Raw genomic sequence first — 24,289 nt, 5'->3', positions numbered from 1 at the left:
CCGACACTCAATGCGTCAGCACGATCGACACCTGGATTTGACCGCGTGTACGCAGCACTTCCAGCGATACTTCGCCATCATGGCGGCGGACTCGCAGATCGACGCTGGAGGCGCCGAGCTGCAGGTCGCGCAGGATCGCCTCATTTAGGAATTCCGGCAAGCGCGGATCGCGCAGCCTGATCTCGCCGCGCGCGGCGTCGAATTCGAGCCCCAGCGCCGCCTCCACCAGCGTGAAGGGGGTCGCACTCGCCCAAGCCTGCGGCGCACAGGCTACCGGATAGAGCACCGGTCCGCGCCGCCTTTCGCGCTGGAACCCACAGAACAGTTCGGGCAAACGCCGGAGATCCATGTAGCTGGCGGCGTCGAACAGCCCCTTGAACAGGTGCGCCACTGAGTGTTTCAGCCCGTAGCGCGCGAAGCCGAGCGCGATCAGCGCATTGTCGTGCGGCCAGATCGAGCCATCGTGATAGGACATCGGGTTGTAACGGACCTCGTTCCTGCCGACCGTGCGGATGCCCCAGCCCGAGAAGAAGCTCTGGCTCATCAGGTCGGCTGCGACCAGCCGCGCGCGGTCTTCGCGTACGATGCCGGTGAACAGGAGCTGGCCGGCATTCGAGGTCCGCACCCGGCAGGGTTCCTTCTTGCCGTCGAGCGCCAGCGCATAGGTTCCGAGTTCCTCGCACCAGAAGGCGTCCTCGAAGCGCTGGCGCAGCGTCTCGGCCTCTTCGTCGAGCTTCTCTGCCCTGTCGGCATAGCCGAGCCGGCGCGCCACCCTGGCCAGCAGCCGCTTGGCCGCGAACACATAGCCCTGCACTTCACAGAGCGCGATGTAGCCCTCCGCCAGCCTGCCGTCGGCATGGAAGATGGCGTCGTAGGAGTCCTTCCAGCCCTGGTTGGCGAGGCCCTGCTCCGTCGCGCGCTGATATTCGATGAAACCGTCGCCATCGGGATCGCCGGGGCCGTCGATCCATTGCAGCGCCGCCTCGATCGAGGGCCAGAGTTCCGCAAGCGTCGCTTCGTCTCCGGTGCGCTCGAAATAATGGCCGGCCAGCAGCACGAACAGCGGCGTCGAATCGACGCTGCCGTAATATTGCGCGAACGGCACCTCGCGCAGCGCCGCCATCTCGCCGCCGCGCATCTCATGCAGGATCTTTCCGGGCTCGGCATCGGAAAGCGGATCGACGCTCTTGGCCTGGAAGAACGCAAGCCGCTTCAAGACGCCTTTGGCGATGCGCGGATCGATCCACAGCATCTGCAACGCGGTGATCAATCCATCGCGGCCGAACGTCGTGGAGTACCAGGGGATGCCGGCATAGGGATAGCGGCCCTGCGGCGTCTCCGTCATCAGCATGTTGAGGTCGGCCATTGCCTGGCACAGCACCTCGTTGAAGATGTTGTTCGAGGTCTCGATGCTGGCTGCACCAGCCGTCGAGCGCCGCATCTCACGGCGATGCGCGAGCAGCCCGCGAAAGAACGGCACCGGCTTGTGCATGACCGGCTTGTTGCAGGACACCGCGATGAACAGCGAGGTGACCGCCTTGGGCTCCAGTTCGAAATGATAGGTCGCGGCATTGACCGCGAGCCGCGTCGGCTTGGGATCGAAATGCAGCGCCGTGATCCGTGACTGTTCGTCCAGTCCGACATATTCGAGCACGACGTCGGTCGGGCCGAGCAACCTGCTCGAGCCTACGCCACGCCGGGGCCGGCGCTCGCCGCGCACTTCGAACAGATCAGCAAAATCATTGTCGAACAGCAAGGTGAGATCGAAGCTCGCCAGCCGGTCGCCGTGATTTTGCAGACCGATGCGCTGATAGGCGGTGCCGCGCCAGAGGAAGATCGAGCGCACGATGTGCAGCGTGTCCTTCTGCAGCATCAGCCGGCCGCCCCGATAGACGTCGGAGTTGGTGAGATCGACAGTCAGCGCCGAGTTGTCGTCGCGCAGATTCGAGCCGAGCAACAGCGGCTGCACGTCGTCGAGCACCATTTCCAGCCGCGCGAGATAGCGCGTATCGGCGTTGAACAGGCCGTCGGGTCCGCCGGCGGAAGCGCCGATGTCGCCATGGCTGTCGAGCACGATGAACGTGTCGTCATGCTTAAGCGACCGCCGCGGCCTCGCGGCGGGACCGGTCATCGGAATGTAGAAGGGCGATTCCGCGATTTGCTCGACGACACGCACGGTCGAAATCTGCGTAACGATCTCCGCTGCCATTTAGACCTCGAGCGCCTCTCTCTCGGGTTTGCGATGGACGCTGACTATACGCAACTATTGTGGATCAGGCAGCCTGGGTGGCGAGGCGGCCCATTTCGCGCACCACCAGTTCGCGGTATGGCCCCCTGCCCTGCACGAGGATATCGGGCGGCCCGTCCTCGACGATGCGGCCGCCCTGCAGCACGACCACACGATCGAAGCTGCGCAGCGTGGCCAGGCGATGGGCGATCGCGACCACGGTGCGCCCGCGCATCAGGCGCGACAGCGCTTCACGTATGGCCTCCTCGGACTCGCTGTCAAGCGCCGCGGTCGCTTCATCGAGGAGAAGGATCGGCGCGTCTTTCAGGAACGCACGGGCGATTGCGATGCGCTGGCGCTGCCCGCCCGACACCTTGACGCCGCGGTCGCCGACGATGGTATCCATACCCTCCGGTAAATTCTCGATGAAGTCGCAGCGCGCTGCGATCGCCGCGCGGAGCACCTCGTCGTCGGTCGCGTTCGGCCGTCCGTAGCGGATGTTTTCCATGATCGAGCGGTGGAACAGCGAGATGTCCTGCGGCACCACCGAGATCGCCTCGCGCAGGCTCTGCTGCGTGACCCGCGCAATATCCTGGCCGTCGATGGTGATGCTGCCGCGCTCCACGTCGTAGAAGCGCTGCAGCAGCGTGAACAGCGTCGATTTGCCGCCGCCGGATTGCCCGACCAGCCCGACCCGTTGACCGGGCTGGATACGCAGGTTGAACTTGTCGAACACCTGCATGCCGCCGGGGTATTGGAACGAGATGTTATTGAAGGCGATCGCAGCCCCGCTCTTGATCAACGCCTCGGCCTCCGGGTGATCCTTCAGTTCATGCGGGGTCAGCAGCGTCGCGAGCGCCTCCATCAGGCGGGCGACATGCTGGGTGGCATCGACCAGCGCCACGGCCAGATCGCGCGTCGCGCTCAGGATGCAGATCCCGAGCGTGCAGACCAGCACGACGTCGCCGGTGGTGGCGGCGCCCTGCTGCCAAAGGTTGACCGCCCACGCTAGCATGCAGATGGTGAGGACCACCGTCACCGCCGCATGAGTGAGCCGCAGCTTTTCGAGGTAGCGCAGGCTGCGGCCCCGGGCGGTCAGTTCCCGGTCCACGGTCGCGTCGAACCGGGCGTGCTCGAAGCTCAATCCGCAGAACGCCCGCACCAGCGGCATGTTGTTGATGACGTCGACCATCTCGCCATCCACGGCGGCCGCCTTGTCGGCATAATCATCGTGCAGCGGCCGGCCGGCGGCTGCCATGCGGAACATCGCGAACACCATGGTTCCCGCAATGACGATCAGCACCGCCGACATGGTCAGGCTTACGGTCCCGATCAGTGCGATCGCGGCGAAGGTCGCAACACACGGCGGCAGCACGTTCCAGACAAACATGTTCTCGACCGTATAGACCGCGTTCGAGGTCGCGGTGATCCGGCTGGTCAACATGCCTGGCAGGCGATCGGTAAAGTAGCTCGGCGCATGACCGGTGAGGTGGCGGAACAGGTCGCGCCTAAGATCGCCGGTGACGCCGACGAAAGCGTAGCTCGCGATCCAGCTTGCGATCCGCCACAGAAAATTATCTGCCGCGATCAGTGACATGAGCAGAACGAATGCCAGCCATACGCCGCCGGCCTGAGCCGGACCGCCCGATAGGCTGTCGACGAGGTTCTTCACCCCGTACTGCGTGCCTACGGAGCAGGCAACCGCACCGAGAACGCACCCCAATATTACGGCGTGTGATGCGGGCCGCCGCCGCAGATAGCGCAGCACAAAAGGAAAGGGGCGGTGCGCGTATCCTGAAAGATTGTCCATGTGCGCCTGCAAACCTGTTGAGCAGCAAGGTGAATTTCTTAGTGAACCGCCCCGCACACGATTCCGTGAGGGACAGTGATCGATGTTTCGTACCGCGAAGCCATCACTGCGCAACAATTCTGCAGCACCGATAGTTGCGAAAATTTGTTCGCGGCAAATGGCATCAGCAAGACCACACTGTGAAGGAAGAAAGAACGACCCACACAGCAAAGGAACTTCGCACGTGCGGGAACGTTCCCGTTACGGCATGCCGGTGCCGGACAAATGGGGTTGGGCTTGATTATCCCACATCACACAGAGGAGACGAAAGCATGCGCATCGCGCAGGTTGCGCCACTGACGGAGGCTGTTCCCCCGAAGCTCTATGGCGGGACGGAACGGGTCGTGCACTGGCTGACTGAAGAACTGGTCACGCTAGGCCACGACGTTACCCTGTTTGCCAGTGGGGACTCGCAGACCTCGGGCAAGCTGGAGGCGACCTGGCCGAAAGCATTGCGGCTGGATGGATCGGTCCGCGATCCCAACGCGCTGCACATGGTGCTGCTCGAGCGCGTCCGACAGAAATGCGATCAGGAGGAGTTCGACTTCCTCCACTTCCATCTGGATTATTATCCGTGGTCGCTGTTCCAGCGGCAGCCGACGCCGTTCGTCACCACTCTGCACGGCCGGCTGGACCTTCCCGAGCACCAACCGGTGTTCGATACGTTCCCGGAGGTGCCGGTGATCTCGATCTCCAACGCCCAGCGCCGTCCGGTGCCACAGGCGAATTGGGTGAAGACGATCCATCACGGCCTGCCGGAGAACCTGCTGACGCCGCAGGCGGTCAACCCGTCCTATCTGGCGGTGCTCGGCCGCATCGCGCCGGAAAAGGGGGTCGACCGCGCCATCAAGATCGCGATGCGCTGCGGCATCCCCTTGAAAATGGCGGCAAAGGTCGACCGCGCCGACCAGGAATATTACGAGGCGGTCATCCGTCCGCTGATCGTGGACAACCCCCTGGTAGATTTCATCGGCGAAATCAGCGACCGCGAGAAGCCGGAGTTCCTGAGCGGCGCCATCGCCCTGTTGTTGCCGATCGACTGGCCGGAGCCGTTCGGCCTGGTGATGATCGAGGCCATGGCCTGCGGCACGCCGGTCATCGCCTTCAACCGCGGCTCGGTGCCGGAGATCATCGAGGATGGCCTGACCGGCTTCATCGTCGAGGATGAGACCAGCGCCGTCGGCGCGGTCGGCCGGCTTCCGGCGCTGAGCCGGCAGACGATCCGCAAGCGGTTCGAGACCCGCTTCACCGCGCGCCGCATGGCCCTCGACTATCTCAACTGCTATCGTGACCTGATGGAAGCGGCCGAGCCGCGCATCAAGCTGGTCGCAAGCGCGGAGTGAGGGAAGAGCGGAGATGCCGTAGGGTGGGCAAAGCCTAGCGTGCCCACCGTTACGAGCGAACACTTGGTGGTGGGCACGGCGCTGACGCGCCTTTGCCCACCCTACGCGCTACGCGCCAGTCAACTCACCGTCGTTCGCTTCGGCTCGACGATCTCGAACATTCGCGGAAACTCATCCATCAGCGTCATCAGCTCAGTCAGCCGCGTTGCATCGCCGCTGACGCTGATCCTGCCGCTGGCGACCGCCTCCGGAAACGTCGTCAACTTGGCAATGACTTCATCCAGCGTGCTGCGCGCCAGCGTGAAGCTGGCATCGGCGTCCTCAGCTTGCGTATCGGCGATATAGGTCAGCGCGCAATTCTCCAAATTGAGGATGAAGGTCTCGTTGGTATCGGTGAACTTCCAGTTCAGGACGATGCGCTTGCCATCGGCCTTGGGGCCGTTGAGGCGAATGCCGAGCACGTCCCAGAGCTGTCCGGTGCGGAGCGCGGCGAGCGTTTCGCGTGGCATCGCCGGCCGCGCCGGCGCCTTCGGCATGCCCTGCCGTAACTCCTGCGCGCCGAACAGATAGCTGTTGCGCCAGGTCGCGCTTTCCGCGGCATAGCCGAGCTGCTCGAACGTGTCGGCGAGCAGCGCGCGGGCCGCGGCATTGCCCGGCTCGGCGAACACCAGATGGCTCACCGCCTGCGCGACGAAGCGGAATTCGCCGTTGGCGAAATCCTTCCGCGCCCGTTCCAGGATCGCATCCGCGCCGCCCATATACTCAACGTATTTTTTGCCCGACTCGACCGGCGGCAGCGGATCGAGATTGACGGGGTTGGCGTCATACCAGCCGAGATATTTCTGATAGATCGCCTTCACATTGTGCCGGATGTGGCCGTAATAGCCGCGGCCGTGCCAGGCGCCCTCCAGGCTTTTCGGCAGCCGAATGGTCTCCGCGATTTCGCTCGCGGTCAGCCCATGGTTCATCAGGCGAATGGTCTGGTCATGCGCGAACTTGTAGAGATCGCGCTGCTGGCGGATCATGGTGTCGATCCGCTCTCGACCCCACACCGGCCAATGATGCTGGCCGCACATCGCCTCCGCTTTGCCGCCCCACAGCTTGAGCGCCTCGCCGAGATATTTCGACCACGCCAAGGCATCGCGCACATCGGCGCCACGAAACGGCAGCAGATTGTGGAAATTGTGGGTGCAGTTTTCCGCGAGGTTCAGCAGCTTGTAGCGCGGCAGGTAGAAATGCATCTCCGCCGGCGCCTCGCTGTTCGGCGCCATCTGGAATTCGAATTCGACGCCGTCGATCACGCGCCTGTCGCCGGTGGTGAGGATCAGATCGGTCGGCCGCAACAGTGCCACCGATCCGGCCGCCATCGACTTGCCGAGCCCGCAATCGACCTGCCCCCGCGCGCCCTTCGCCAGGAATGGCCCGAATTGATATTGCGCACGCCGCAACATCGCGGGGCCGGCGATGATGTTCTCGGAGACCGCATGCTCCATGAATATGTCAGGCACGATGATCGGCACCTGCCCGCTCGACAATGTCTCGTCATCGAGCACCCCGCGGGCGCCGCCCCAATGATCGGTGTGGGTATGGGTGAAGATCACTGCCACAACCGGACGCCTGCCGCGGTGCCTGAAGTAGAGCTCGATGGCGGCCCGGGCGCCCTCGATCGAGGTGAGGGTATCAACCACGATCACGCCGCTGTCGCCTTCGATCAGCGTCATGTTGGCGATGTCGAGCCCGCGCACCTGGTAGACCCCGGGCACCACCTCGAACAGGCCGTGATGCATATTCAATCGCGATTGCCGCCACAGGCTGGGATTGACGGTGGGCGGAGCGTCTTCCGCGGCAAGGAAGCTATAGGGTTCGAGGCTCCAGACCACCCGGCCCTGGGCGGTGGCGATGTGCGCATTCTCGACGGTGCCGATGAAGCCGCGCGCGGCGTCGTCGAAATCTGCCATATCGTGGAATGGCAACGCATCCAGCATCGCCGCGTGCTGCGCGACCACAGAGGGTGAAGCGTCCTTGGGAGCTTCGCCGGCGATTGTCTCGGTCATGTCTGGTCCCTCCCCGCCCGGCCATCCGGCCGCGGCAATGAAGAGGGATTATGAGAGCACAGCTCCAGTCGTCAAATGCACCGTCATGGCCGGGCTTGTCCCGGCCATCCACGTTCTTTTCCGCCCCAAGGACGTGGATGCCCGGGACAAGCCCGGGCATGACGAAAACCGGCCGAATGACGGCCGCGCTACTTCTTCACCTTGCTCGCGTCCATCTTGATGCTCTCATCCAGCATCTTGGTCGAAAACGCCGTGTTCACGTCGAACGGCTTTTCCATCCCGAGATAGGTGTGCACCAACTCATAGTCCTTCTTCATCCGCTCGGCGTCGATCCAGCCGAGCGCCTTGGTCGTGGTGAACTCGTCCGTCATCAGGATCTTGATGCGCTCCCATTGCCGTTCCTGGTTCTCCCGGTCGAGGCCGGAGACTTGGTCGAGCAGCGCCTTCAGGCAGGGCGCAACGTCGGCAACGCAGGCGGCATAGGCCTTCTGCGTGACCCGCACGAATTCCTCGACCAGTTTCGGATTCTTCTGCAGGAATGCGCCGTTGACGATCAGCGAATTGCCGTAAGGATTGAGCCCGATGTCCTTCCAGTTGACGTAGCCGAGATCGGCACCGAACTCGATCGCCTTCAGATCGTGCTCGTTGTAGAAATCGCTGATGATGTCGACCGTGTGGCTCTTCAGCGCCGCGATCTTCGCGGTCGGGCCGACATTGACGAAAGTGACGGAGTCAGGCGCGATCCCGGCTGCCTTGGCGAAGGCCGGCCACATCACGCGCGAGGCATCGCCCGGCGGGTTGCCGATCTTGTGGCCGGGAAAATCCTTCATCCCGTTCACGCCGTAGCTCTTCAGCCAATAGAAGGTCTGCCCGGTATTGGCGTAGATGCTCATCAGCGCCACCACGTCGGCGCCCTTGCTCTTGGCCACCAGCATGGTCGCGAGATCGGCGATGCCGAATGGCGAGCCGCCGGAGCCGACCTTCAGCGATGAGACACCGGAGCCCTTGCCGGTCTCGATCGTGAGATCGATGCCGGCCTTCTCGTACCAGCCCTGCGCTTTGGCGTAATAGAACGGCGAATGATCCGCCGTGGGCGTCCAGTTCAGGATCAGATTGACGGATTCGGCGGCGCGCGCCGGCGCAACCCACGCCGCCAGCGCAAACGCCAGGGCCGGCGCAAACCCCAGCGTCAAGGCTGCAAGCCTCAAACCCTTCATCGCAACTCTCCCCGTGCGCAACCCGGCCTTGTCGCACCTTGTTTGTGACGTTAACAATGCAACAAGGGACAGGCGTAATTGTCAACTGTTTGGTTGGAAATGCTGAAGAGACGATCCGACGACACAAAGCCGCAGCGACGCGATCCCGTCGCCACGCAACGGAAGCTCCTGACCGCGGCGCGGCGCGAATTCGCGCAAAATGGGCTTGCCGGCGCCAGGATCGACGAGATCGCGGCCAGAGCCGGCGTCAACAAGCAGCTCGTCTACCATTATTTCGGCGACAAGGACGCGCTCTACCTCGCCGTGCTCGAATGGGTCTATGAGGAGATCCGCGAGCAAGAGCGCGAGCTCAACCTGGAGGGACTGCCGCCCGAACAGGCGATCAAGAAGCTGATCGAAGCCTCCTTCGATCACCTCGCCGCCCATCCCGACTTCATCGTGCTCCTGAACGACGAGAACCGCGGCGGTGCCCGGCACGTCCGCGGCTCCCGCCGGCTGGAGGCCATGCACTCGCCGCTCGTCAGCATGGTCTCGAAGATCCTCAATGAAGGCGTGCGCGCCGGCGTGTTCCGACGCGGCGTCGATCCGGTACACCTCTATATCTCGATCGCGGCACTCAGCTACTTCTTCTTCTCCAATACGCCGACGCTGTCGGCGATCTTCGGCAAGGACCTGTCGAGCACGGCCGCGCGCCGGGCCCGGCGGCGGCACGTAACCGACCTGGTGCTGCAGTCGCTCCGGCCGTAGACCCTGCCACCGCCGTCATTGCGAGCGCAGCGAAGCAATCCACGTCTCCACGGACGGCGCTATGGATTGCCTCGCTGCGCTCGCAATGACGGCGCGATATAATCAACCAGGTGGTTGAAAGATGGATACGACCGGGCTAGGCTGAGAGCGAGGGGCCGGGGCGGCCGGCGTTTCGAAGGAGCAATTGGTGTTCAGTGACGGCGGGCGGTCCACGCGGTCCATCGCGATCATCCTGATCGTGCATCTTGCCGTGATCGTGCTCTGGCAAGTCCTGGTCGACGCGTTCCAGGTGCCGAAGTTCATCCTGCCCTCGCCGCTCGCGACCGTCGCGACGCTCAGCTCCGCCAAATATGCCTGGCTGTCGAACCTGCTCGTCACCGCCGCTGAAATCCTCGGCGGCTTCTGCCTTGGCGCGCTGGTGGGCGTCGCGCTTGCCGTCATCTTCAGTTGGTCGCCGCTGGTGAGTCTCGTGTTGCTACCATTGTTCGTGACCCTGAACATGATCCCGAAAGTGGCGTTGGGCCCGCTGATCATCGTGTGGTTTTCCTACGGCATCATTCCGAACATCCTGATCGCCTTCAGCATCTGCTTCTTTCCGATCCTGCTGACGACCGCACGCGGCCTGCGCGAGGTCGAGCCCGACCTGCTCGACCTCGTCAAATCGCTGCGCGGCTCGCGCTGGACGCTGTTCCGGAAGATCCAGTTGCCGGGATCGCTGCCTTACGTGTTTTCCGGCATGAAAGTCGGCGCTATCCTGGCGGTCGCCGGCGCGATCGTCGGCGAATTCATCGCCTCCGAGCGCGGGCTCGGCTATCTCATGATCCAGGTGCAGTCCTCGCTCGACACCCCGGCCATGGTGATGGCGGTCGTTCTGCTGACTCTGCTCGGCGTTGCGCTTTACGGTTTGGTGCTCGGCCTTGAACGGCTGTTCGTGGTCTCCGACATCCGGCTGCAATAAGAAACCAGGGGAAGAACCATGCTGCTCACGCGCGACACTTTGCCGAAGACGATCCCGGATATTGCAGCGCTCGACGACCTGCTGTGCCGTCCGAGCCAGGCCTTGATCGACGATATCAGCAAGGTCCACGGCGACATCATGATCCTCGGCGTCGCCGGCAAGATGGGACCGACGCTGGGCGGCCTTGCCAAGGCCGCCGCACCCGACCGCCGCGTCATCGGCGTCGCCCGCTTCAGCGATCCCGCGGTGAAGGACTGGCTGGAAGAGCGCGGCATCGAGACAATCAATTGCGACCTGTTGGATGAGGCCGCGATCAGGGCGCTGCCGAAGGCGCCAAACATCATCTTCATGGCTGGCCGCAAATTCGGCGCCGAGGGCGACCTGTCGCTGACCTGGGCGATGAATGCGCATGTCCCAGCGCTGGTCGCGCAGGCCTTCCCCACGTCGCGGATCGTGGCGTTCTCGACCGGCTGCGTCTATCCCTTCGTGCCGGTCGACGGCAAAGGCTCCGACGAAGACATGGCACCGAACCCGCCCGGCGAATACGCGCAATCCTGCGTCGGGCGCGAGCGCATGTTCGAGTATTTCTCAAGGAAGTTCTCGACGCCCGGCCGGCTGTTCCGCCTGAACTATGCGATCGACATGCGCTATGGCGTGCTGCACGACATCGCGACCAAGGTGGCTTCGGGGACACCGATCGACGTCAGTCTCGGCCATGTCAATTTCATCTGGCAGGGCGATGCCGCCTCGCAGGCACTGCGGAGCCTGGCGCATTGCACGACGCCGACCTCGCCGATCAATGTCAGCGGCCACGAGATCCTCGCGGTGCGCGATCTGGCCGCCAAGTTCGGTGCGCGCTTCGGCCGCGAGCCGGTGATCGTCGGCAAGGAAGAACCCACGGCATGGCTGACCGACACCTCGCAGGCGATCAAGCTGTTCGGTCTTCCGGTCGTCGACACCGAGCAGTTGATCGCCTGGACCGCGGACTGGGTGGCGCGCGCGATGCCGAGCCTCGGCAAGCCGACCAAATATGAGGTGCGCGATGGCCGATACTGAGCCCGTCGCCATCGTCGAACTCGGCGTCAACGACGCAGTGGCCGGGCTTGCGCTGTCGACCGAAGCACACTGGAATCAGAACGAGGCCGACTGGCGCTTCTTTCTCACGAATGGCCTCGTGTTCGGCGTCCGCGACGGAACGCATCTGGTCGCAACAGCGGCGCTGCTGCCGTATTCGGCCGGCAATGCCTGGATCAGCATGGTGCTGGTGACCGAACGCTGGCGCCGCCGCGGCATCGCGACCCGGCTGGTCGATGCCTGTCTCGACGCGGCAAGACAGCGCGGCCTCACCACCTGGCTCGATGCGACGCCGGCGGGCGCCACCGTGTACGGCCCACTTGGCTTCACGCCGACATTGCAGCTCCGGCGCTTGCGGCTCGAACATCCGGCGCAAGAGGCGCCCGTGACGCTCGCGGCCTCCGATATCGACACGTTCACCGCACGCGACCGGCGCGCCATGGGATTTGAGCGCAACGCCCTGCTCGCCGAATTCGGCGCGCGTACAGGCTCGCGCATTCTATCTCACGGCAACGCGATGGCGCTGGCGCGCGACGGCCGCACCGCGCGGCAGATCGGACCACTGTTCGCGGACAGCGCGGCGGACGCGCTGGCGCTGGTCGACGCGATCGGCCGAACCGAAACCGGCCCCCTCCTAATCGACGCGATCGCGTCGCAGGAATCATTCATCGCCGGATTGACCGGCGCCGGCTGGAACATCGAACGGCCGTTTCAGCGCATGCGGTTCGGCCGCGCCGCCACGCAAGGCGAAGAGCTTCCCTTCGCCGTCGCCGGCCCGGAATTTGGATAGGATTGGCCATGCACCACAGCGAGATCAAATCCGAGATACGCAAGCTGATCGCCGACGGCACCGTGCTGCCCGCGCATCCGCTCGCGCTTGACGCCAATCGCGCGCTCGACAGGACGCATCAGCGCGCGCTGACGCGCTATTATATCGACGCCGGCGCCGGCGGCCTCGCAGTTGGGGTCCACACCACGCAATTCGCAATCCGCGAGGTCGGCCTCTATCGGCCGGTGCTGGAGCTTGCCGCCGAGACGGCAGCGAACTGGACCAAGCGGCCACTGGCGATGGTCGCAGGCCTCGCCGGCCCGACGCAGCAGGCGATCTCGGAAGCACGCACCGCACGCGATATCGGCTATCACGCCGGCCTTCTCAGCCTCGCGGCGATGAAGGCCGCGTCGGAAGACGACATCATCGCGCATTGCCAGACAGTGGCGCGCGAGATCCCGCTGGTCGGCTTCTACCTGCAGCCCGCGGTCGGCGGCGTCGTCCTGAGCGCGGACTTCTGGCGGCGCTTTGCGGCGATCGACAATGTGATCGCGATCAAGACCGCACCATTCAACCGCTATCGCACCCTCGACGTGCTGCGCGGCGTCGCCGCGGCTGGTGCCCTCGATCGCGTCGCCCTCTATACCGGCAATGACGACCATATCCTGCTCGACCTCACCTTGCCGTTCGATCTGCGCGAGAATGGCGTTACCACTCGCACCTACTTCAAAGGCGGCCTGCTCGGTCACTGGTCGGTGTGGACGCAAACGGCAATCAGGCAATTCGAGATGTGCAAGGCGGCGCGCCACAAGGATACGGTGCCTGCCGATCTGCTGGCGCTCGATGCCCGCGTCACCGATTGCAACAGCGCATTCTTCGACGTCGCCAACAATTTCCACGGCTGCATCGCAGGCTGTCACGAGATCCTCCGCCGCCAGGGCTTGCTGGAAGGCATCTGGTGCCTCGATCCAAACGAAGGTCTCAGCCCGGGCCAGATGCTGGAGATCGACCGCGTCTGCCGCGAGCATGCCGATCTCTCAGACGACGCCTTCGTCGCCGCGAACCTGCAGAAATGGTCGGCATGACGGCCGAGCCTTTCATCAGCCTGCGCAACGTCCGCAAGGTCTATCGGTCCAAGGGAGCCGAGTTCCTTGCCGTCTCCGACGTCACCATGGACATCGCCGAGGGCGAGCTGGTGGCGCTGGTCGGACCATCCGGCTGCGGCAAGACCACCGTGCTGAAGATCCTTGCCGGCCTGCACAGCGCCGATGGCGGCACGATCGAGATCGGCAACGCGAAGACGCCGTTCGACCCGGCGCGCGATATCGGCATGGTGTTCCAGCAGGCGCTGCTGTTGAAGTGGCGCACCATACTGGACAATGTGCTGCTGCCGGCCGAGATCGTCGGCCTACCGATCAAGGCGGCGCGGGAGCGCGCCCGCGACCTGCTCAAGATGGTCGGCCTCGCCGGCTATGAGGACAAATATCCGCAGCAGCTCTCAGGCGGCATGCAGCAGCGCACCGCAATCGCCCGCGCGTTCATCCATGATCCGAAACTGATCCTGATGGACGAGCCGTTCGGCGCGCTGGACGCGCTGACGCGCGAGCAGATGAACCTGGAAATGCTGCGGATCTGGCGCGAAAGCGGCAAGACCATCATCTTCGTCACCCACAGCATCCAGGAGGCCGTGTTCCTGGGCTCCCATTGCGCCGTGCTCACCGCCGGGCCCGCTCGGATGGCGGAATATTTCCCGATCGAATTGCCCCTCCCCCGCGCGCTTCCGATCAAGACTACGGACGAATTCGGCGCCTACGCCCGGCGCATCTATGCCCGGCTCGGCCTCAGCACCAACGCCTGATCCGCCGCGCGTGGACGGCTGACGCCAAGCCGGAACGCAGAATTGCGCATACGCATCATGCAACCGCATACCTGTGGCAACCCGCGCGCGCGTAGTAGATGACCGAGAGGACGGGATCCTGTCCTTCCGGAGAATCTGACCACAATGGACATGCTCGCGGCGAAGGCGCCAGTCGCGCCCGTCATGGACGGCTTGCCGCCGGAGCGGCGGCGCTGGGCGGTGGCCGCGATCTTCACCGCGCTCGCGATGGCTTCGCTTGACACCGCGATCGCCAATATCGCCCTGCCCGCGATCGCGGCCGATCTTAAGGTCAGCCCGGCGGATGTCGTCTGGGTCGTCAACGTCTACCAGATCGCGCTGGTCGCAACGCTGTTGCCGCTTGGTGCGCTCGGGGAAATCGTCGGCCACGAGCGCATCTATCTCGGCGGCCTCCTGTTGTTCACGCTCGCCTCGCTCGGCTGCGCGATGGCGTGGTCCCTCGACAGCCTTCTCATTGCACGAACGCTGCAAGGGCTCGGCGCCAGCGGGCTGATGAGCGTCAACACCGCGCTGGTCCGCTACGTCTACCCGAGCAGGATGCACGGTCGCGGCTTCGGCCACAACGCGCTGGTGGTCGCGACCGCCTTCACCCTCGGGCCGACGATTGCCTCCGCCATCCTGGCGTTCGGAACCTGGCCGTGGCTGTTTGCGATCAACATCCCGTTCGGCCTGACCGCACTGTTCATCGGCATGAAGACTTTGCCGCAGACGCCGCGCGCCGTGCATGCCTTCGACCTCCCCGGCGCAGTGCTGGCCTCAGGCTGCCTCGGTCTCTTCATCATCGGCATCGGCAGCGCCGCGCACAAGACCTCGCCGGGATTGGTGCTGGTCGAGGTTGCTGGAGCGGTGGTGCTGGGCTGGCTGCTGACGCACCGGCATCGGGATCATCCGGCGCCAATGCTGCCGATCGACCTGTTCCGCCGCCCAATGTTCGCCTTATCAGCGGCAACCGCGGTCTGCTCGTTCGCAATCCAGGGCCTCGCCTTCGTCTCGCTGCCGTTCTATTTCGAAGCCGTGCTGATGCGCTCGCAGGTCGAGACCGGCTTCTTCATGACACCTTGGCCGCTGGTTGTTGGAATAATGGCGCCGATCGGCGGCCGCCTGTCCGACCGTTACCCGGTCGGCATCCTTGGCGGTATCGGGTTGATCCTGCTCGGCCTCGGCATGACGCTCTTGGCAACACTACCCGCCTCCCCCAGCATCCCCGATATCGTCTGGCGCATGGTGATCTGCGGGATCGGATTCGGCTTCTTCCAGACGCCCAATATGAAGGCACTGATGAGCAGTGCGCCGCCGCATCGCAGCGGTAGCGCCAGCGGCATCGTAGCGACCGCGCGCCTGACCGGGCAAACCATCGGCGCCGCGCTCGCCGCTTTCTGCTTTGCCATCGCTGGCCACGAAGGCGCCACCTACGCACTCGCGCTAGGCGCCGGATTTGCGGTGCTCGGAAGCGCGATGAGTTTCCTGCGGCTGGCTGTCGCACGCAAGGGCGCATGATCTGCGCGAGGCGCAAGAGATCAAGAACACCGCGCCCTCGGGTTTGTTCCTGCTTCCTCGCATACGCATTTTCTTGATTTGAATCGTTCTAGTGGCCGGGTCACACTCGCCCCGAGGTCTAGTTGATGGAACTGGATCAAAAGGGGATTGCGATGGCTAACCTCACAATTAACGGCAAGAAAATCGAGGTCGATGTCGAGCCGGATACGCCGCTGCTCTGGGCGATTCGCGAAAACATTGGACTGACCGGCACCAAATATGGCTGCGGCATCGCACAATGCGGCGCCTGCACCGTTCATGTCGACGGCGTGGCGATGCGATCCTGCGGCGTGCTCGTCAGCGAAGTTGATGGCAAGGAAATCACGACGATCGAGGGCCTTGCCGCCGAGGGCAAGCTGCACAAGGTGCAGCAGGCCTGGATCGAGCACGACGTGCCGCAATGCGGCTATTGCCAGACCGGCATGATCATGGCGGTGGCGGCGCTCCTGAAAGACAACCCGAAACCGACCGACCAGGACATCGACGAGGCCATCACCAATATCTGCCGCTGCGGCACCTTCGCGCAGGTGCGCGAAGCGATTCACGCCGTCGCGAACGCGTGAGGTGCCGTCATGAATCAGCACGTCAAGCTCAACCGCCGCGCATTTGTGATTGGCACCGCCGCAGCAGGTGCCGGCCTTGCACTCGGCTTCAATCTTCCGTTTGGCGGGGCGGTGGCGCGCGCCGCCGATGGCTCGCCCGAAGTCAACGCCTGGGTGGTGATCCGTCCGGATGATACGGTGGTGATCCGCATCGCGCGTTCGGAGATGGGCCAGGGTTCGCTCACCGGTCTCGCGCAGCTCGTTGCCGAAGAACTCGAATGCGACTGGTCGAAGGTCACGACCGAATATCCGACACCGGGCCAGAGCGCCGCGCGCGGCCGGCCCTGGGGCGATTTCTCGACCGGTGGCAGCCGTGGCATCCGCGGCTCGCATGAATACGTCCGCAAGGGCGGCGCCACCGCGCGGCTGATGCTGATCCAGGCCGCCGCGAACGAATGGAAGGTGCCTGCGTCCGAATGCTCGGCCGCGAGCAGCGTCATCACCCATCTGCCGACGGGCCGAACCACGACCTACGGCAAGGTGGCGGAAGCAGCTAGCAAGCTCTCTCCGCCGTCCGATGTGAAGCTGAAAGACTCGAAGGACTGGAAGATCGCGGGCAAGGGCCTGAAGCGCCTCGACACCGCCGACAAGACCACCGGCGCGATGGTGTATGGCATCGACTTCAAATTGCCAGGCATGTTGAACGCCGCGATCAAGGATTGCCCGGTGTTCGGCGGCAAGCTGAAGAGCTTTGACGAGGCCAAGATCGCCAACATGAAAGGCGTCAAGAAGGTGGTGCGCGTCGGCGACAGCGGGGTTGCCGTCGTCGCCGACACCTGGTGGCACGCCAAGACTGCACTCGATGCGCTGCCGATCGAGTGGGACGAAGGCCCGAACGCAAAGACCTCGAGCGAGACGATCAGCAAATGGCTGGCCGAAGGACTCGAGCCGTCGCAGGCGGCGTTCGTCGGCAACCAGAACGGCAATGCGACGGCGGAGATCGCGCGTGCCGCAAAGGTGGTCGAGGCCGTCTACAACTATCCTTACCAGAACCAGGCCACGATGGAGCCGATGAACGCGACCGCGCTTCATACCGGCGACAAGCTCGATGTCTGGTGCGGCACGCAGAACGGCGAAGCTGCCTTCGCCACCGCGGTGCAAGCCTCAGGCCTTCCGCCTGAGAAATGCGACGTCCACAAGCTGATCCTCGGCGGCGGCTTCGGCCGTCGCGGCCAGAGCGATTACGTGCGGCAGGCGGTGTTGATCGCCAAGGAGATGCAGGGCACGCCGATCAAGCTGTTGTGGTCGCGCGAAGAGGACATGCAGCACGGCTTCTATCATCCGGTCACCCAGTGCCGGATGGTCGGCGCCTTCGATGCCGACAACAACCTGACCGCGCTGCGCATGCGGATTTCCGGCCAGTCGATCCTGGCGCGGCTGCGGCCCGAAGCGATGATCAACGGCATGGATCCCGCGACATTCCAGGGGCTCGCGCCCAGCGGCGAAGCGGCGATCGGCTATTCGATCCCGAACCTGTTGATCGAACATTCGATGCGCAATCCGCATGTGCCGCCGGGCTTCTGGCGTGGCGTCAACATCAATCCGAACACGATCTATCTCGAGAGCTTCATGGACGAACTCGCGCATGCGGTCGGCCAGGATCCGCTCGCGTTCCGTCGCAAATTGATGGCGGGTCATCCGAAGCATCTGGCGGTGCTGAACGCAGTCGCCGAACGGATCGGCTGGGACAAGCCGGCGCCGCAGGGCGTCTATCGCGGCCTCGCACAGGTGATGGGCTATGGCAGCTATGTCGCCGGCGCCGCCGAGATCTCGGTGACCGACGGCAGCAAGATCAAGGTGCATCGCATCGTCGCTGCCACCGATCCTGGCTACGTCGTCAATCCGGCGCAGGTGGAACGGCAGGTCGCGGGTTCCTTCGTCTACGGCCTCTCCGCTTTGTTCTATGGCGGCTGCACCGTAAAGGACGGCCGCATCGAGCAGACCAACTTCGACACCTACAACTCGATGCGCATCAGCGAGATGCCGAAGGTGGAGACGATCCTGATGCCGAGCGGCGGCTTCTGGGGCGGCGTCGGCGAGCCGACCATCGGCGTCGCCGCGCCCGCGGTGCTGAATGCCTACTTCGCGGCGACCGGAAAACGCATCCGCTCGGTACCGCTACGGCAGCAGAACATCAGCTTCGCGTAAGGACGTTGTGGTTCACGACCTGACAAGCGAGTCGTTCCGGGCTTGACCCGGGACGACCAAGCGACTGGTCCGCCGCTCCTCGATGAACGCACTATTTTACGGACCGCATCAATCATCCCACAACCAACGCTGTTGATCACGGCAAGTGTCGCTTGCGCGTCACGCGAATGGCCGAATACTGCCGCCCGGCGAGGAATCGGTGCGAATCACGGGCGGGGGAATCGGCATGCAGCGCTACGTCGGCTTGGCGGTGGCGGCTTTATTGTTGTGCGGTAACGGTGCGGGCGCGGAGGCCCAGGGCCTTCCATCCTACATGGCGCCGATCTCCGGCAAGACGAGCACCACACCCGCCGACACCGCGACCAAGGACGTGCTCGCGCTCAACACCGCGATGTTTGAGCTGTATGGCGACGCGGCAAAGATCTTCCAGAAGAACATCCTGAGCAAGCATCCGGTCATCCTTGCGCTGTTTTCCGGTGCCGGCGGCAGGATGATCCTTTACCGTCCGGGAATGGCGCCGACAGAGGCGCCGCAGGTGGCGATGGTCTATCAGCTCCTGAAGTCGGTGGGTCACAGCACGATGGCCTTGGCCGAAGTGGCCGGCCCCTATGTCGACAATCCCGACGACAAATCCTGGCGCGGCTCGATGCTCGCCTATCGCAGCCGCATGCAGTCGGCGCTCGATGGGCTGGACCGCACGCCGACGGAAGCCGGCTGGCGCGACAACAACCGCGCCATCCTGCAGAACAACCTCGCCTTCATGGACGAATGCCTCGCCAAGGACGTCATCCCATTTGCAACGCTTGAGGCTTTCGGCAAGAAGCAGGCGCCACACCTCGCCAAGAACGTTGCATGGGCGGCAGAGACCCAGGTTGCGCACTGGATCGGCGTGCTGGCGGACTGGAAAGCCCAGCTCGGCGCCGACTGGGACAAGACCTATGCCGCGAGCAACACCATCTATGTGGCGCGCCAGAACAACGTGCTGTTCAGCGTGCTCGCGCAGTTCTTTGGTCCCGATGCCATCAATGACCGCCTGCTCCTGATCGAAACCATCTCGTTCACAACGACGCCCGCGGACATGCTGGAATCGCTGACGCGGATCATCGCGGATCGCTCGGTCGGTTCGCTGTTCTTCGGCAACTATCATCTCATGGACTATGAATTGATGGGCGGCGATGCGCGTGTCGCGATTGCTACCGAGACCAAGAAGCGCGGCATGACGACGTTTCTGCCGCCGGCCGTGCCATTCGGTTCGAAGCAATGGCCGACCTTGGTCACGCCCGGTCCCGGCCCCGCATCGATCGCGGACTTGCGATAGTGTTTTTCGTATCGGTGCGTGATTCGGGCGCAACGATAATTTGAGATCGGGCACGCCTGACAGCGTTGACCGAGGGGGGTAAGGGGCATGCGGCCTTCGCGAAGGGAGTTCGTGAAGTGGGTCACGGCGAGCGGGATAGCGCTCAGCCTGTCACGATTGGGAGCGGCCGAGCCGGCGGGCTTTCCGGCGCGCGCGGTGTTGCCCGGCCGGCAAAACTGGAATCCGGCGGCCGATGGCCGCGGTCGCATCGACGGCGTCGCCAAGGTCACCGGCGCCAAGCTCTACGCCTCCGATTTTCGCGCTGCCGACCTGCCGGGATGGCCGGCCACGACGTCGCACGCGATCCTGGTCCGCGCGAGCGATGCGACGCGCGTCTATCTCGGCATGGACCTCGCACGCCTGAGCGGCGCGCTGAAGCCGTCGGTCGTGGTAACGGCCGAGGAGCTTGCGAAGATCGGCGCCCGCGTCCCTGAATTCTACGCGGGCGATCTGTTCTGCCCCGTCGGCAAGACGCCGCTTTATATGGGACAGCCGGTCGCGCTATTGATCTTCGAGCAGTTCGACGCCTTCGATCGTGCGCGGCTGGCGCTGCGCGACGGCACCTTCGTGAAGTCAGGCGAAGAGACCGGCCCGGTCTCCCTGCCCAATTACGCCGCCTTCCGCTTCACGCGCGTGGCCGGCCCAACGCCCGAGTCGCCCGACGTGTATTCGCCGATCCAGGCCGGCTGGGTGACGCCGAGGCGGCTGCAGGACACCACGCTTCCGGTCTGGTCCTCCTTCGCGAAGGAGACGCAGGCACCCTACGGCAAGGCGGCGCGGTACGGCGAGCAGATCCGCGCCGAGCTGGATGCGAAGAACCCCGCAATAGTGGTGCTCGACCGCAGCTTCGAGACCCAGTCGGTCGATCCAATGTTCCTCGAGCCGGAATGCGGCCTCGGCTGGTACGACAACAGGGGCAGCAATCTCGAACTCGTGCTTGGCGTCCAGTCGCCCTATGAAGCCACCGAGTCGATCGCGTACCTGCTCGGACAGACGCGCGCTCCCTTCAAGCCCGCGCAGATCAACACGCAGTTCACCTATATCGGCGGCGGCTTCGGCGGCCGCGACCACACGCCCTTCGTGCTCTATGTCGCGCTGGCCGCAATGTTCTTTCCGGGGCGGCCGGTCCGGCTTGCGCACGACCGTTATCAGCAGTTTCAGGGCGGCATCAAACGCCATCCGTTCAAGATACGATCCCGGATCGGGATCGACCGCGCAACCGGCAAGATCCAGGCTTTCGCGGCCGATCACGTGCTCGACGGCGGCGGCCTTGCGAACTTCTCGTCGAGCGTGGCCGTCGTCGGCGCCACGGCGGCGATCGGCATCTATGACGTGCCGAAGGTCGACGTCACTACGGTGGCCGTGCATTCGCGCGGCGTGACCGCGGGCTCGATGCGCGGCTACGGGACCATACAGACCATGACCGCGCTCGAAGTGCTGATCGACGAGGCCGCAGACGCCTTGCTGCTCGATCCGATCGAGTTCCGGCGGCGCAATGCGCTCAAGCAGAACGGCCGGACCATGACGGGAAATCCGTACATCGTGTCGGTCCGCACGCCCGAGATCCTGGACAAGCTCGAGACACATCCGATCTGGCGGCAACGCGCCGAGGAGAAGGCGCGGCTTGCAAGCAGCGGCGTCTTGGTCGGCACCGGCGTCGCCTGCGTCACCAAGGACTACGGCACCGGCGCGGACTGCTCGCTCGGACGCGTCGAGATCGCAGCCGACGGCAGGATCTCGATCCATTGCGATCATGTCGAGATGGGCAATGGCATCGGAACCGCACTCGCGAGCCGCGTCGCGATCCATCTTGGCGCGGTGGCCGACGAAGTGTCGGTGGCCCGCATCGATACCTATGATGCGCTGGGTCTCGTCACCTCCGGCGATCCCTACACCATGGATCAAAAGACCCAGGACGCGGCTGCGAGGAATCTACGCTGGGTGCCTGCGATCAGTTCGGCCACCAGCGCCTCGATCGGCGCGCATGTCGGGACACATGCGGCTGCCGAGGCCGCGCGCGTCATCTTCCGCTACGGCCTGTGGCCGGCGGCGCTCGAACTCTGGCGCATCCCGCCCTCCGATCCGCGGGCGAAGGATTTCGCCAAAGCGCGCTGGAAGGATGGGCAGCTCATCCTGCCCGGCCTTCCGCCGCTCGCGCTGCCGGCGCTCGCCGCAGCCGCGCATGCGCGCAACCTCGTGACCGGCGCGATCACCCACAGCTTCTCGCGCTGGGCCTGGTCGCGCGCGGGTTTCCGGTTTGGCCGCGAGCTGCACCAGGCGGAGATCGACGCGCTCGCGGTGCGCAAAGGCGGCGGAAAATTCACCGCGCTCAATCGCGTCAGCGCGTGGTTTCCGCCAACCGACAACAACAGGATCGGCACGGCCTACGCCTCGATGTGCGGCACGCTGGTTCGCGTCGAGATCGAGCGCACGACCGGCGCGCTGCGCATCGCCAAGGCCTACAGCGTGCTCGAATGCGGCCAGCCGCTGGTGCCGGAAGTCGTGCTCGGCCAGTCACAGGGCGGCTTTGCCATGGGCGTCGGTTACGCCTTGCTGGAATCGCTGCCGCCTCACGAAGGCGGTCCCGGCAACGGGCAATGGAACCTCGGGCAATATCTGGTAGCGCGGGGATCGGATCTGCCGCTGCGCGATCTCGAGATCGAGATGCTGCCGCCACTGTCGCCGGACGAGCCGCCGAAAGGCATGGCCGAAGTCGTGATGGTCCCCGTCGTACCTGCCCTTCTCAACGCCATCTTCGACGCCACCGGCCACCGCTTCAATTCGTTGCCGGTCACCCAGGCCATGCTCAAGGGAGCGCTCGCGTGACAAGGCTTGCCATCACGATCAACGGCCGCGCGATCGATCCGATTGAGGTGCGCGACGATCTCTCGATGAACGACTTCCTGCGCGAATATCTGGGCATGACCGGCACCAAGTTCGGCTGCGGCGCCGCACAGTGCCTGAGCTGCACGATCATCGTCGACAACCCCGATGGCACCAGCGAAACCAGTCCGACCTGCATTGTGCCGGCCGCAAACTTCAACGGCAAGGCGATCCGGACCGTCGAGGGCCATGCGAGAAATGGCCAGCTTACCGCGCTTCAGAAAGCGTTCATCGATCACTTCGCCTTCCAGTGTGGCTACTGCACCGCCGGCTTCCTGAACGAAGCCCAGGTCCTCCTGGAACGTCTCGCGAAGAAGCCGGTCGCGCGCACCGAACTTGAGAAGACCATCGAAGACGCGCTCGACGGACATATCTGCCGCTGCACCGGCTACATCAAATATCACGAGGCCGTCCGCGACGTGATCCTCGCCGATCCCCAGCGTTATCTGGCCTGACCATGATCTCAGAAACGCGCTTTCGGATTGTCGTTGTGGTCGTGGCGCTCGGCCTGAGCATGGTCACGGGTTATGCGGCCTCGCAGACCGCATCACACGGCCTGGCTTCGCCTGAGAGCTTTGCCGGCATCGCTGACAGCGACGCGCGATCGGCGGCGATGTTCACCGAACTCGGCAAGGTGCTGACGCATCCGCGCTGCGTCAACTGCCATCCCGCCGGCGACCGGCCGCGCCAGGGCGACGAGGGCCGGCTGCATCAGCCGCCGGTCACACGCGGCGCCGACGGCCACGGGGTGGCGGCGCTACGGTGCTCGGCGTGTCACGGCAACGCCAATTTCGAGCCTGGCCGTATACCGGGCCACCCGGAATGGCACCTCGCGCCGCGGGAGATGGGTTGGGAAGGCAAATCGCTCGCCGAGATCTGTGCCCAGATCAAGGACCCCGCCCGCAATGGCGGCCGCAAGGTCGAAGAGCTGATCCACCACATCGGCGAAGATACGCTGGTCGGCTGGGCATGGCACCCTGGCTTCGGCCGTTCTCCCGCGCCGGGCACACAAAAACAGGCGGGCGCGCTCGTCGAAGCATGGGCGAAGAGCGGCGCAGCTTGTCCCGCGAAATGACTTGCGACTCTCTCCCGTAGGATGGGTAGAGCCTCACACCGCCGTCGTCCCCGCGAAGGCGGGACCCATAACCACAGGGAGGTGTTGTGGCGCGAGCAAGCGGTGGTAGCGGAGCACATCACAACGGCCTGTGGTTATGGGTCCCGGCTACACCAAGGGGCTTCGCCGTGGCACGCAAGCCCGGGACGACGGGAGAGAGGTCTGATTTGAATGTCAAACAGCTCTCCGCTGTCATCGTCCGGCTTGACCGGACGATCCAGTATTCCAGAGGCGGTCGTGCTTGAGCCGAGACGCCGCGGGGGTACTGGATGCCCGCCGGAGCCTGTCATCGGGCGGCGTACGCGCCGACCCGTTGGCGGGCATGACGGTGGAGTGTGCGGAGAGGATATGAGTCCGCGTTCTCGCGGCATGGATTGCCCGAGCTTTGCATCAACTTTCACCCTCCTCGAGATCAGAGGGCGCAGGGAAAGCCGGGCGCTGGTTGCACCCGTGGGTCCCGTGCAACAAAAAGCACGGGGGTAGGACCACAGGTTCAACCGAAGCATTCCGGCTT

The 24,289-nt window shown here is 64.4% G+C and carries 18 protein-coding genes; 14 read left to right on the top strand and 4 right to left on the bottom strand.

The window, feature by feature from the left end:
- Window positions 1-7 precede the first annotated feature (7 nt).
- On the bottom strand, window positions 8-2,209 hold the full coding sequence (locus ACZXDY_RS12730) for an amylo-alpha-1,6-glucosidase (RefSeq protein WP_028163062.1): 2,202 nt from the start codon (window positions 2,207-2,209) through the stop codon (window positions 8-10).
- Between the two features lie 64 nt (window positions 2,210-2,273).
- Window positions 2,274-4,037: an ABC transporter ATP-binding protein gene (locus ACZXDY_RS12725; protein ID WP_464345720.1), complete on the bottom strand. Its 1,764-nt coding sequence runs from the start codon at window positions 4,035-4,037 to the stop codon at window positions 2,274-2,276.
- A gap of 311 nt (window positions 4,038-4,348) precedes the next feature.
- On the opposite strand from ACZXDY_RS12725, the gene ACZXDY_RS12720 reads away from it, so the two are divergent.
- Entirely contained in the window at window positions 4,349-5,419 is a 1,071-nt protein-coding gene (locus tag ACZXDY_RS12720) for a glycosyltransferase family 4 protein (protein WP_028163060.1), read from the top strand.
- A 119-nt stretch (window positions 5,420-5,538) separates the two neighbouring features.
- Here ACZXDY_RS12720 and ACZXDY_RS12715 read toward each other — a convergent pair whose 3' ends face one another.
- Window positions 5,539-7,473 carry an alkyl/aryl-sulfatase gene (locus ACZXDY_RS12715; RefSeq protein ID WP_464345719.1) on the bottom strand — a complete coding sequence of 645 codons (1,935 nt, stop codon included), beginning with the start codon at window positions 7,471-7,473 and terminating at the stop codon, window positions 5,539-5,541.
- 188 nt (window positions 7,474-7,661) lie between these two features.
- Window positions 7,662-8,690 (bottom strand): ABC transporter substrate-binding protein, encoded by a 1,029-nt coding sequence (locus ACZXDY_RS12710; protein ID WP_464345718.1) that lies wholly within the window; start codon window positions 8,688-8,690, stop codon window positions 7,662-7,664.
- Window positions 8,691-8,789: 99 nt separating this feature from the next.
- Here ACZXDY_RS12710 and ACZXDY_RS12705 point away from each other — a divergent pair, with 99 nt between their 5' ends.
- The 13 genes from ACZXDY_RS12705 to ACZXDY_RS12645 all read left to right on the top strand — a co-directional run bounded on the left by ACZXDY_RS12705 (window position 8,790) and on the right by ACZXDY_RS12645 (window position 23,736).
- Window positions 8,790-9,437, top strand: a complete 648-nt coding sequence (locus ACZXDY_RS12705) for a TetR/AcrR family transcriptional regulator (RefSeq protein ID WP_028164657.1) — start codon at window positions 8,790-8,792, stop codon at window positions 9,435-9,437.
- A 187-nt stretch (window positions 9,438-9,624) separates the two neighbouring features.
- Entirely contained in the window at window positions 9,625-10,395 is a 771-nt protein-coding gene (locus ACZXDY_RS12700) for an ABC transporter permease (protein WP_464345717.1), read from the top strand.
- Between the two features lie 18 nt (window positions 10,396-10,413).
- Window positions 10,414-11,451, top strand: a complete 1,038-nt coding sequence (locus ACZXDY_RS12695; RefSeq protein WP_464345716.1) for an NAD-dependent epimerase/dehydratase family protein — start codon at window positions 10,414-10,416, stop codon at window positions 11,449-11,451.
- Window positions 11,438-12,259 (top strand): GNAT family N-acetyltransferase, encoded by an 822-nt coding sequence (locus ACZXDY_RS12690; RefSeq protein ID WP_464345715.1) that lies wholly within the window; start codon window positions 11,438-11,440, stop codon window positions 12,257-12,259. The genes ACZXDY_RS12695 and ACZXDY_RS12690 overlap by 14 nt, the downstream gene beginning before the upstream one ends.
- Before the next feature lie 8 nt (window positions 12,260-12,267).
- Window positions 12,268-13,323: a dihydrodipicolinate synthase family protein gene (locus ACZXDY_RS12685; protein WP_464345714.1), complete on the top strand. Its 1,056-nt coding sequence runs from the start codon at window positions 12,268-12,270 to the stop codon at window positions 13,321-13,323.
- Entirely contained in the window at window positions 13,311-14,096 is a 786-nt protein-coding gene (locus ACZXDY_RS12680) for an ABC transporter ATP-binding protein (RefSeq protein ID WP_464345713.1), read from the top strand. Before ACZXDY_RS12685 ends, ACZXDY_RS12680 begins: the two co-directional genes overlap by 13 nt.
- A 144-nt stretch (window positions 14,097-14,240) precedes the next feature.
- Window positions 14,241-15,632, top strand: a complete 1,392-nt coding sequence (locus ACZXDY_RS12675; RefSeq protein ID WP_464345712.1) for an MFS transporter — start codon at window positions 14,241-14,243, stop codon at window positions 15,630-15,632.
- A gap of 152 nt (window positions 15,633-15,784) precedes the next feature.
- The gene (locus tag ACZXDY_RS12670; protein WP_028164664.1) at window positions 15,785-16,234 is read left to right on the top strand and encodes a (2Fe-2S)-binding protein; all 450 of its coding nucleotides are present in this window, start codon (window positions 15,785-15,787) and stop codon (window positions 16,232-16,234) included.
- Window positions 16,235-16,243: 9 nt separating this feature from the next.
- Window positions 16,244-18,421, top strand: a complete 2,178-nt coding sequence (locus ACZXDY_RS12665) for a xanthine dehydrogenase family protein molybdopterin-binding subunit (RefSeq protein ID WP_464345711.1) — start codon at window positions 16,244-16,246, stop codon at window positions 18,419-18,421.
- A gap of 226 nt (window positions 18,422-18,647) precedes the next feature.
- Complete coding sequence (locus ACZXDY_RS12660; RefSeq protein WP_464345710.1) at window positions 18,648-19,739, top strand: hypothetical protein; 1,092 nt, start codon at window positions 18,648-18,650, stop codon at window positions 19,737-19,739.
- Window positions 19,740-19,826: 87 nt separating this feature from the next.
- A complete protein-coding gene (locus tag ACZXDY_RS12655) occupies window positions 19,827-22,604 on the top strand; it encodes a xanthine dehydrogenase family protein molybdopterin-binding subunit (RefSeq protein WP_464345709.1) in 2,778 nt (925 codons plus the stop codon).
- A complete protein-coding gene (locus tag ACZXDY_RS12650) occupies window positions 22,601-23,116 on the top strand; it encodes a (2Fe-2S)-binding protein (RefSeq protein WP_028164668.1) in 516 nt (171 codons plus the stop codon). The genes ACZXDY_RS12655 and ACZXDY_RS12650 overlap by 4 nt, the downstream gene beginning before the upstream one ends.
- Window positions 23,117-23,118: 2 nt before the next feature.
- On the top strand, window positions 23,119-23,736 hold the full coding sequence (locus ACZXDY_RS12645) for an Isoquinoline 1-oxidoreductase subunit (RefSeq protein WP_464345708.1): 618 nt from the start codon (window positions 23,119-23,121) through the stop codon (window positions 23,734-23,736).
- Window positions 23,737-24,289 lie beyond the last annotated feature (553 nt).

Source organism: Bradyrhizobium sp. LeoB3 (genome assembly GCF_055456055.1).
Note: the sequence above shows the minus strand (reverse complement) of the source record. Positions and strands in the feature narration are given on the sequence as shown.